Consider the following 11,459-nt stretch of genomic DNA (forward strand, 5'->3'; position numbering starts at 1 on the left):
ACATCCGGCGAAATGACAGCGGTTTTTTCGTCTACCGCCAAGCTGCATCCGTTCGGGTCGAACTGCTCGACAGACAGCTGAAAATCTTCATCCTGCACAGAAGTCTCTGCGCATTTGATGACGCCGCTGCTGCTGTCGCGGAAGTACAGCGTATAGCCTTCCTTGTCTTTGCACAGAACCATGGTTCCCAGCGCACAATCCGTCAAGTTTTCTGTATTCGTGCATCCCAGCCAACTGGCAATCATAGCCGCCGGAACCTGCCCATCATACTGCATCATAAGCAGCTGCTGCTTGAGAGCCTGACTATAGGTTTCCATGTTCGTCGGATGCGGTTTTTCCGCGTGCGTCAGTGCCTGTGCCCAAGCATCCGCGGTCTGCTCATATGCCTGCTTGACGCCGTCTGTACTATATTCTACGCCGTACACGCCGTTTTTGCTGCGCGAAGCAAAGCGAATCGGCATTGTACCGGCAGCCGCGTCGGTCTCGGTCTGATCGGATGCGGTCAGCCACTGCGGCAGAGACAGGGTATGCTGCGGCAAAACCTGCCGCCACAGCAGCACACCCTGTACCGGTATCGCTGCCACCAAGACAACCAAAATACCATTGCGCCACATCTCTTTGTGTCGAGCAAACCAACGCGCGATTGCTCGGCGAATCCGTCTATTCGGCAATTGTCGTTGGCTCATTGCGCCCTCCTGTCCGAAGACAGCACGATTGCCGCAAACAGTCCCGGCTCCAGTGCCGCAAACGTGATGTCCAATGTATGGTCATTTTGATGCAGCTTGCCGCGAATCAAGCGCTGCTCTGTCGTCGGCATCGGCACATCGTGGAAGACCGTATCAAAAAACAGTGGTTCTCCCGTCTTCATCGTCACGCCAAGCAGCTGCTCTGCCATGACATTGATTTCGAGCACCTTGCCATCCGCCTGAAACAGCACATAGCCTTCCTGCAAAAACGGCAGCAGGATATTGAGTGCCGTGCGGTCTCTGCCCTTCTTGCCCTTTTTCTCCGGTGCGTGCAGGGCAGCAGCCATTGCCTCCCAATCGCCGTTCGGCTTGAGTGCCTGATTGTTTTGCTCGCGCAGCTCCTCTGCGGTCTGGGCAGCGGAATCCGAAAAAGATTTTGCCAGAACCCAGCTGATGCCAGCGGCAGCAAGCAGGCTGAGCACCAGTCCCGCCAGCAGCAAGACAGCCAGACGCGCCATCATCGCGCGCATTCCGCTTCCGTCATCTTGAATATCCAGAATCAGGGCACTCTCACCAGTCACAGGAACAGCAATATCCATTTTGGTCGGCAGCAGTGAGCTTGCATTTCCCACAGTGCCGCTCATCGCTGTGACGATATTGTCCGTCATCACGGCGTTTTCGTCACCTGCCAGACGGTCTCCCGTCGCAGCGTCCCAAATCGAATAGCTTCTGCCGGAGCCCAAGCGAAGCTGTCCGGCATATGCCGTGAGCACCTTTTCCGTCTCAGCGGCAGCACTATCTGCGCTGCCCGTCGCATTTTCGTTCATTTCTGACAGCAAATCCGTCGTGAGCACCTGAGACACTTCTGTCTCAAACTGCGTGCTGGCATAACGCGCCATACCGAACAGCAGGCAGACAGACACAATCACCAGTGCTGCCGCCACGGCGACCAACATACTTCCCGTCAGTTTTTTCTGCAATGTTTTTCGCATGAATGGTATTCTCCTGTCTTACAGACCCATAATGAGTGCTTTGCCCACGGCTGCCACGGTCTTGGCATCGTGAATCTCTCCCGATGCAATGCGCTGGCACAGCTCTTCAAACGGCATACGCACAATTTCTACAAATTCATCGTCATCCGGATGGCATTCGCCCTGTGCCAAATCCTTGGCACAGTACAAGTGCAATCGCTCATCCATAAATCCCGGAGACGGCCAAATTTCTCCCAGAGAGATCATCTGTCCCGCGGTCAAGCCGGTCTCCTCGGACAACTCGCGGCGGCCTGCCTCCTCTGTGTTCTCCGGTCCGCGATCCAGTTTTCCCGCCGGAATCTCCAATGTGGTCTCCGCATAGGGATACCGATACTGGCGCACCAATGTGACGATGCGATTTTCATCGATAGCCAGCACGCCAACGCCGCCCGGATGCTCGCATACTTCGCGGATGCACGGCTCGCCGTTCGGCAGCAGCGCATCATCCACACGAACCGTCATGATTTTTCCATGAAAAATATATTTGCTGTTTACTCGTTTTTCTGTTAAGTCCATCCCAAAAACTCCTTCTGCGACACAGCTCCATGGCTGTGTTTTTGCCGATGTTAACTCATTTTCCAGTATAAAAGTAATACTCCGCTTTGTCAAACGACTGGCGAGAGATTTTATCCCCAATTCGTATGTTTTTTCTGTGTAAATGTATGGAAACAACAAAAGCAGGACTCGGTACACGACCGAGTCCTGCCAAATATCTTTTTTGGGGATTAACCCAGATAGTTCTTCATCATGGTTGCAGCCTCTGCGCGGGTTGCATTGCCCTTCGGGCTAATGTACAGGGCGTTGTTCATACGCACGCCGTTGATGATGTGGCTGCTGGTTGCCCAGATCACAGAATCCTTTGCCCAGCCGGAAACCGCAGCGCTGTCTGCAAAGCCGTTCAGATCACCGGAAACTGCCGGTGTGCCAGCATGTGCATACAGCATACGAGCCAGCTGCTCACGGGTGATGTTGCTGTTCGGGCGGAAGGTGCCGTCCTCATAGCCGCCGGTGATGCCGTTCTGGCTTGCCCACAGTACAGCCTTGTAATACCACTTATCCGAAGTGACATCCTTAAATGTCATCTCGCCGGAAACTTCCGGGCTGCCAGCCTGTGCATACAGAATCTGTGCAATCTGTGCACGGGTCAGGTTCTCATTCGGTGCAAAGCGATAGTTTCCGACACCATTCATGAGCTTCTTATCATGTGCATACTGCACGTACTGTACGAACCAATCGCCGGTATTGACATCCGAGAACAGATCCACAACATTGTTGGAGTTCGGGTTCGGTACGAATACATTGAGGGTTGTCGACTTGCCGTTAACCTTTACGGTAACGGTGGTCTTGCCGTAGCCGGTCGGATAGACAGCGACAGTGCCTGCAAAGTCTGCCGCCTCGACAATATCGTTGTTTGCGCTGATGACCGTTGCTTCACGGTTTACGGTTGTGTTCTGCGGGTTGAACTGAATGGCATACTCGCCCACTGCCTCATCGCTCTTCTCGATGGTAACGCTGGAAACTGTTCTGCCGTTCTCATCTGCCAGAGAAATGCTATTCAGACCAACAGCCTTCTTGACTACGGTAACGTTCTCTCTGCTGATGGTCTCCTGTGCGGTCTTCCAGCCGCCGTTAGACCAATACTGGGTATAAAACTCCAGCGTATATGTACCGGTCGAGGTCATCTTCAGCTCTTTATCCGAAGTATCCAGCTCCCAGTCCATAATATACAGACCTGCATCTTCCTCAAAATCACTGTACGGAATCGCCTCACTGTATACGTTCTTTCCGCCCTTCGCGATGTTGAAAATCACGCGCTCACCGTTCTGATTGCTGCTCTCATGCAGATACAGCAATACAGCAGCATTCATGGTCTGACCGGAAACGACGCTCTGTCCCTTGACAGACGCGCCCAATTCGATATACGAATGACCCTGTGCCGCTACGCTCTTAGAAACGACAACGCTGTTTTGTGCTGTCAGACCCCCGAAATTTTCGGTGCTGTCTGCCGCAAATGCCGGTGCCGTCGACGCCAGCATTCCCAGTGCGAGAATTGCACTCGCTGCTCTCTTTTTTACGCTCATAAGTATGTCCCCTTTCGACATATAGGTTTTGCCACATTCTGTAGCATTTGCAAAAAGTAGTATACCATATCTTTTACCAAAAAGGAAGTTTATTTTATTATTTTATAAAAAAAAACGACATGTTTTTTGTCTAAATAGATATTTGCATATCTTAAAGCGTGTATCACAAAGAGAGAGTACCATTTTGCCTGCACTCTCTCTTTGCTTGTTCTATTTTCCTCTTAGATGCTCTGGTACAGGTCAATGTATGCCTGTGCGGAGCGATCCCAGCTGAAGTCGCGGCTCATCGCGTTGATCTGAAGCTGACGCCATGCCTGCTGGTTATGGCGGAACAGTTCCGCAGCCTCTTCAATGACATGCAGCATTTCATGCGCATTGTAATTGGCAAACGAGAAGCCGGTGCCCTCGCCGGTAAACTGGTTGTACGGCTGTACGGTGTCCTTGAGTCCGCCGGTCTCGCGCACGAGCGGCAGAGTGCCGTAACGCATCGCAATCATCTGTGCCAGACCGCACGGCTCAAACAGCGACGGCATCAGGAACAGATCGCAGCCTGCGTAAATCTTGTTTGCCAGATCTGCCGAGAACATGATATTGGTCGAAATCTTGTCCGGATGCTCCCACTTGGCGTGCATGAACATCTGCTCATAGTCGTAATCGCCGGTGCCGAGCACAATCATGCGCACATCCTTCTCCAGAATGTCGTTGAGCACGCACTGTACCAGATCCAGACCCTTCTGGCTGGTCAGTCTGCCGACCATGCCGATGACCATGGTCTCGTCCGATGCGCTCAGATCGCACATCTTGAGCAGCTCTGCGCGGTTGACCTTCTTGTCATCCAGCGTATTGATGCTGTAGTTCTTAAACAGGTGTGGATCGGTCTCCGGATTGAAGGCATCGACATCAATGCCGTTGACAATGCCACTGACCTTGCCCTGATTCCAGCGCAGAATCGAGTCCAAACGGAAGCCATAGAAATCCGTCTGAATTTCCTGTGCATAGGTCTGCGATACTGTCGTGACGCGGTCGGAGCAGACAATAGCAGCCTTCATCATATTGACGTCGCCGTCCTGCTGCATAAAGCCGTTCTGGAAGTGATGATCGTCAATGCCCAGCACGTAATCCAGAACCTCGCGGCCATACTGACCCTGGAACTGAATGTTGTGAATCGTGAAGACGGTCTTGATGCCGCCGTACCACGGACGGCAGTTGTAATCCAGTCCGTAATATACCGGAATCAGTGCGGTCTGCCAGTCATTGCAGTTGATGACGTCCGGATGAAAATCAATCGCCGGCAGCATATCCAGTACCGCGCGGGAGAAGAACGCAAATCGCTCTGCATCGTCATATTCGCCGTATACGCTGTTGCGCGCGAAATAATACTCATTATCCAAGAAATAGTACTTTACGCCGTCTGCTTCGTACACAAAGATGCCGCAGTACTGGCTGCGCCATGCCACCTGTACGTACAGATTGCGCAGATAATACATCTTGTCGCGCCACTCCGGCTTGATCTGGCAGTACAGCGGGCAGACAACAGCGACCTCATGTCCCTTTGCTGCCAGTGCCTTCGGCAGAGAGCCTGCCACATCGCCCAGACCGCCGGTCTTAATAAACGGTGCTACCTCGCTTGCAGCGTATAATATCTTCATTTTTCGTATCCTCCAAATTAAAAAAGAGAACCGGGAGAACGATACCATCCGTTCCCCCGGCTGGTCCCGGAGCAATGATTCGTTTTTTCCATCCGCATCCGAGATTCTATCTCTGTATGATTTTCGCTTATACTGTGGTGTTCTTTGCGATAGCTACCGGATAGGTTGCGCTGCCCATCATCTTGCGGTTCTCGCGCACGGTAACGCCCTTATCGGTAACAACATACGACAGCTCTACACCCTGATCAATGGTGCTGTTCGGCAGCACGATGCTGTCCTTGATGACAGCGTCCTTGGCGATGGTGCATCCGCGGAAGACAATCGAGTTCTCAACCTTGCCCTCAATGCGGGAGCCGTCAGCAATCAAGCTGTCATTGACCTCTGCATTCTCGCCGTAATAGGTCGGTGCTTCGTCATAGATCTTGGTCAGAATCGGGCGATTCTGCAGGAATACCTGATCGCGGATGTCCTTATCCAGCATATCCATAGATGCAGTAAAGTATCCCTTGACGTTCTCGATCTTTGCGGAATACTTGTCAAAGACATAGCCGTGGATCTTATCGTTGCGGCCGAATACGTGCTGCATAGCATCGCGATCGAACGAACGCAGGTTATGGGTCACGCAGTCAGACAGCAGCTTGAGCAGATACTTGCGCTTCATGATGTAAATGCCCATGCTCTTGTACTTGCACTTGCCGCCCATGTTGTCGCCGTTGCGGATGTCCTCTACCTCATGACGCGGAGACAGGTTGAGGAACATATCAAATGCGCCGCCCTCTGCATTCTTGGTGCAGACGATGGTGACATCTGCTTCCGACTTCTTGTGTTCCTTCATGACCTCATCCAGCGGGATGTTTGCCACGATGTCTGCGCTGCAGATCAGCACGTGCTCGCTCTTGTTCTTGTTGAGCATGTCGCTGATGGAGCCGAGAGCTTCCAGAGAGGTGTGATAGTTCTCTGTTACCAGCGGAGAGGACTTCGGTGCGAAGGCGTTCGGCGGGAGCAGGAACATGCCGCCGCGCTTACGGGACAGATCCCAATCCTTACCGGAGCCGAGATGGTCAAGCAGCGACTGATACTTATCGCGCATCAGAACGGCTACCTGATAACAGCCGGAGTTCACGAGATTGGACATCATAAAGTCAATCACGCGATAGCGTCCGCCGAACGGCACCGACGCTACCGGTCGGTGCTCAGACAGCTCGCGCAGGTCATTATTGCTATCAAATCCAATGATAATTCCCAGTGTATTTTTCATTCTTGTTCTTCCCCTTACTCTGCGTCCGGAATGTCCTTATCCGGCATTTCCTTTGCCGCTACAACGGCATTCTTGCCGACAGTGACGTCCGGTCCTACAACTGCGACGCCCCAGTTGTCTCCTGCCTCAGCTGGTGTGTTGCCGATCTTTGCGCCTGCACAGATGTGCGCGCCCTCTGCGACAATTGCATACTGTACCACAGCGCCCTTGTCTACGACAGCACCCGGCATCAGAATCGAATACTCGATCGTTGCATCGGAATCAACCGTAACATTCGGGAACAGGACAGAATTGGTGACATTGCCTTCGATCTCGCAGCCCTCGGATACCAGAGAGTGCTTTACCGTAGCATGTTTGCCGGTAAAGTGCGGTGGTGCGGCGGTGGTGCGGCCATAGATGCGCCAGTCGTCGTCTTCCAGATCCAAGCCGGAGTTCGGGGACAGCAGATCCATGTTTGCTTCCCACAGGGACTCGATGGTTCCTACGTCCTTCCAGTAGCCGTCGAACTGATAGGTCTGAAGGTTCTCGCCGTTTGCCAGCATTGCCGGAATGATATTCTTGCCGAAGTCGTTGGAAGAATTCGGGTCGTTCTCATCATCAATCAGATACTTGCGCAGCTTGGACCAAGTAAAGATGTAAATACCCATCGAAGCGAGGGTGCTCTTCGGCTGTGCCGGCTTCTCCTCGAACTCATAGATCGAGCCGTCCGGATTACAGTTCATGATACCGAAACGCTTTGCCTCTTCCAGCGTAACATTGAGGACAGCGATGGTCGCAGCAGCGTTCTTTTCCTTGTGCTGGTCGAGCATCTTGTCGTAGTCCATCTTGTAGATGTGGTCACCGGACAGAATCAGCACATATTCCGGATTGTACTCGTCAATAAAGCCGATGTTCTGATAAATTGCGTTTGCTGTACCCTTGTACCACTCAGAGCCCTTGCCGTTCTCATACGGAGACAGGACAGAGACACCGCCGTACAGGCGGTCGAGATCCCATGTCTGACCGTTTGCTAAGTATACATTGAGTTCGTGCGGCTCATACTGTGTCAGAACACCAACGGTATCAATACCGGAGTTCACACAGTTGGACAGCGGGAAGTCAATGATGCGGTATTTTCCGCCAAACGGAACCGCTGGCTTTGCAACCTTTGTCGTCAGTACATACAGTCTGCTTCCGCGGCCGCCGGCCAGCAGCATTGCGACACATTCTTTCTTCCTTACCATTTTTCTGCTCCAATCTTTGTTAGATTTTGACTTCTCTCCACAGGCGAATCTTCTCGCCCACAGATCTGTCTCAGAAGATCTTGCGATCCTCTGCATAATAAATTCCCACTCTATCAAAAACTGCCTTGCGGCAATGTTTGTTGGCTTATTTTTCCTTGTTTTTTATCTGTTATTTCTTTTGTTCAAAGAAACGAATACAAAACGGCGGCATCTGCATCGTCAGACGGCATGTGCCGTCCTCCTGCGGTCTGCACGTCACCGTACCCGCTTCTCCCGCGCCGCCATAGGCAATGGCGTCCGAGCAGAAGGTCTCACACCATTCCTCGGAGTCACGCAGCGTCAATCGGCAGCCGGACAACTTGTGTGCGGTTAGATTCATCACGGCAAGCAGCCGCTCGCCGTCCGGACTTCTGCGCTCCAGCGCAAGCAGTCCCGCATGATTGGTTCCGCGATCCACCCATACGATTTGTTCGGTGCTGTCGCCCGTCCAAAGCACCGGATTATCGCGATAAAATCGGTTGAGTGCCTGTACATAGGTCTGCATCTGCCGGTTGGCCTCGCAGTCCAAATCCTGCCAGTCCAGCGCGTGATGGCACGCCCATTCTGTGTACTGCGCAAATTCGCAGCCCATAAACAGCAGCTTTTCGCCCGGATGCATCATGACAAAGCCGTACAGCAAGCGCAGCGGGGCAAACTTCTCATGATATTCTCCCGGCATTCGCGCCAAAAGCGAGCCTGCACCGTGCGATACCGCGTCGTGCGACAACGGCAGCACAAACCGTTCTCCCGTGCTGTTGAGCAAAGACAATGACAACCAATCTGCCAGTGCCTCCGGATCATCGGCGTGTTCCAAATGCGCCAGTGCTTCCTGCACCCATGTATCCCGCCACATGGCGGTAAAGCCCAATCCGCCGAGCGCGGTCGGCTTGGTGACAGAGGACCAGCGTCCTGTACTGCTCGCAATCATGCGCACTGTCGGCTCCTGCTCCCGCACGGTATCACATAACGTGCGCAAAAACCGCGCACCGTCTGCATTCCAGTTTTCTCCGAACTGATTGGCCTTCCATTCGCCATCTGTGCGCTGGTAGTCCAGATACAGCATCGGTTGTACCGAGCTGACGCGCAGACCGTCCGCATGAAACTGTGTAATCCAGAACATCGCAGACGACAGCAGGAACGACTGTACTTCACCGCGTCCGAGGTCAAACTTCTGCACGCCATACACCATGTCTTTCGGGTCAGACTCACAGGCTTCATAACATGGCTGTCCATCAAACATAAACAGACCGTGTGCATCGGTCGGAAAGCCTGCGGCTGTCCAATCCAGAATGACGCCGATGTTCGCCTGATGACACCGATCAATCAGATACATCAGATCATGCGGTGCACCGTATCGGCTGGTCGCGGCGAAAAAGCCGAGCGGCTGATAGCCCCACGAGCCGTCATACGGGTGTTCCATCAGCGGCAACAATTCCAAATGGGTATAACCCATTTCGCGCAGATACGGAACAAGCCGATCCGCAATGACGCGATAATTGAAAAAGGAACAGTCCTCTTTGGTCTGCCAGGAACCGAGATGTACCTCATAGATATTGACCGGTTCCGGTGCGAGGGTTCTGCGCTTCATCCAATCGGCATCGTTCCACACATATCCATTCAGGGGATAGTAGCGCGATGCATTGGCCGGGCGCACTTCTGCATAGAAGGCAAATGGATCCGATTTATCAAAAACCTGACCATCGTTTGTCCGAATGCTGTATTTGTAGCAATCGTAGCGTTCGATGTCCGGCAGGAAGCAAGTCCAAAACGCCGAATCCTCCGCCATGCGGGTCATCGGTGAAAGTTCGCGCAGCCATCCGTTTTTCTCGTGAATCACAGAGACATCCGCGGCATGTGGTGCCCAAAGGCAAAACTGCACGCCTTCTTGTCCATCTTTCACGACGCGATGTGCGCCCATCCACTCCCAAGCGCGGTGTTCCGTTCCGTTGTGGAATGCCTGTAGACGGCTCGCCATATCCTGTTTTTCTTGGATTTCCATTGGCGCCATCTCCCTTCTCAGAATCATCAATTACACATGCGAATGCACGAAAAAGGCCGTCTCCTTTGCCGTCGATTTTCTCGTTCCGCGCAAACAAAGAGGTTCCCTTCTCGTTTGTAGGAATATTATACAACATTTGTAAAAACAAGTCCAGAAAAAATGTTGATTTTTACAGAGATTTTCCAGTTTTCTTCTTCTATGTTCAGTCTTTGTCTGGAATGGCACACAAAATCATACGCAGGGCTTCATCGGCAGCATCCTGCCGCGCCTGCTCTCGTCCGTGCGGAGAGACAATTTTGTGCACCTGCGTCTGTCCCTGACAGAACAGACCGATGTAAATGGTTCCCACCGGTGTGCCATCCTCACCGCCGTCCGGTCCTGCATAGCCGGTAATCCCGATGCCGAGATCTGTCTCATAGACACGCGCGATGCCCTGCGCCATTTCTGCCGCCGTCTGCTGTGACACGGCCGTATACCGCTCCAAGGTCTCCGTGCGTACACCGAGAATCTTATGCTTGATTTCATTGCAGTAGGTGCAGGCACCGCCTTTATAGAATTTTGAAGCACCTGCGACATCTGTGATTCGCTTGGACAGCAAGCCGCCTGTGCAGCTTTCTGCTACAGACAACGTCAGTCCACGTTCCGTCAACGCCTTCGCTGCGTGCTGTTCCAACTCTGGCTGCGTCATGCTATCGCTCCCTTCCGGTTTCTTCTTACTGGTTCTCCCAATATTTTCATGATAGCATATTTTTTTTCAATCCGCAAGAATCGGAACAGCGCGAAAAAAGGCGCATGTGGAAAAATTTCCACATGCGCCTGTATATTCGACAAATTATCCGATAGAGGACAGAGCAGAACCCGGAATGATGCGGCCCAGTTCGTTGTACTCGTAGAAGCCCTTGCCAGACTTCTGACCCAGATGCTTCGCACGAACCATCTTCTTGAGCAGACGAGCCGGACGATACTTCGGGTCAAGGGTCTCATGGTACATAACTTCCATGATTGCCAAGCAAACATCCAGACCAATCAGGTCACCCAGCGCAAGAGGACCCATCGGATGGTTTGCGCCCAGCTTCATTGCGGTGTCAATGCCTTCGACAGAAGCCAGACCCTCTTCAAAGATCTGAATGGCATCGTTAATCAGCGGAATCAGCAGGCGGTTTACTACGAAGCCCGGACCCTCGATAACTTCTACCGGCACCTTGCCGATGTCCTCGGCAATCTTCTTGACCTTATCTACCATGTCGCGGGTAGTGGTCATGCCGGGAATTACTTCGACCAGCTTCATGACAGCAGCCGGGTTGAAGAAGTGCATACCGATGATCGGGCGAGTCAGCTCACCGCTGATCTCCGTGATGGACAGGGACGATGTATTGGAAGCAATCAGTGCATCCGGCTTTGCGATTTCCTCGATTTCCTTCAGCAGCTTTTCCTTTGCCTGCAGGTTCTCGATAGCGGACTCGACAATCAGGTCAGCCTCTTTACATCCGTTG

General features: G+C 52.7%; 10 protein-coding genes. All 10 read right to left on the reverse strand.

The annotated features are described in order from the left end of the window. Positions 1 to 686: hypothetical protein (locus tag ACR0P9_RS02760; protein ID WP_432617320.1), on the reverse strand; the 686-nt coding region annotated here is incomplete at its 3' end. Continuing rightward, complete coding sequence (locus tag ACR0P9_RS02765; protein WP_432617321.1) at positions 683 to 1,678, reverse strand: hypothetical protein; 996 nt, start codon at positions 1,676 to 1,678, stop codon at positions 683 to 685. The genes ACR0P9_RS02765 and ACR0P9_RS02760, both read right to left, overlap by 4 nt. A gap of 18 nt (positions 1,679 to 1,696) precedes the next feature. Beyond that, a complete protein-coding gene (locus tag ACR0P9_RS02770) occupies positions 1,697 to 2,233 on the reverse strand; it encodes an NUDIX hydrolase (RefSeq protein WP_432617322.1) in 537 nt (178 codons plus the stop codon). Between the two features lie 209 nt (positions 2,234 to 2,442). Beyond that, entirely contained in the window at positions 2,443 to 3,798 is a 1,356-nt protein-coding gene (locus tag ACR0P9_RS02775) for an S-layer homology domain-containing protein (protein ID WP_432617323.1), read from the reverse strand. A gap of 221 nt (positions 3,799 to 4,019) precedes the next feature. Next, positions 4,020 to 5,447, reverse strand: a complete 1,428-nt coding sequence (gene glgA, locus ACR0P9_RS02780) for a glycogen synthase GlgA (protein WP_432617324.1) — start codon at positions 5,445 to 5,447, stop codon at positions 4,020 to 4,022. Positions 5,448 to 5,574: 127 nt separating this feature from the next. Continuing rightward, positions 5,575 to 6,705, reverse strand: a complete 1,131-nt coding sequence (gene glgD, locus ACR0P9_RS02785; RefSeq protein ID WP_432617325.1) for a glucose-1-phosphate adenylyltransferase subunit GlgD — start codon at positions 6,703 to 6,705, stop codon at positions 5,575 to 5,577. A gap of 14 nt (positions 6,706 to 6,719) precedes the next feature. After that, entirely contained in the window at positions 6,720 to 7,928 is a 1,209-nt protein-coding gene (locus ACR0P9_RS02790) for a glucose-1-phosphate adenylyltransferase (protein ID WP_432617326.1), read from the reverse strand. A gap of 169 nt (positions 7,929 to 8,097) precedes the next feature. Then, positions 8,098 to 9,966 (reverse strand): 1,4-alpha-glucan branching protein GlgB, encoded by a 1,869-nt coding sequence (gene glgB, locus ACR0P9_RS02795; RefSeq protein WP_432617327.1) that lies wholly within the window; start codon positions 9,964 to 9,966, stop codon positions 8,098 to 8,100. A gap of 202 nt (positions 9,967 to 10,168) precedes the next feature. Continuing rightward, positions 10,169 to 10,654, reverse strand: a complete 486-nt coding sequence (locus ACR0P9_RS02800) for a CinA family protein (protein ID WP_432617328.1) — start codon at positions 10,652 to 10,654, stop codon at positions 10,169 to 10,171. A gap of 144 nt (positions 10,655 to 10,798) precedes the next feature. Continuing rightward, positions 10,799 to 11,459, reverse strand: a 661-nt coding sequence (locus ACR0P9_RS02805; protein WP_432617329.1) for a 3-hydroxyacyl-CoA dehydrogenase family protein, incomplete at its 5' end; no start/stop codon positions are given.

The organism is Butyricicoccus sp. (assembly GCF_050872565.1).
Lineage (GTDB): Bacteria > Bacillota > Clostridia > Oscillospirales > Butyricicoccaceae > Butyricicoccus_A.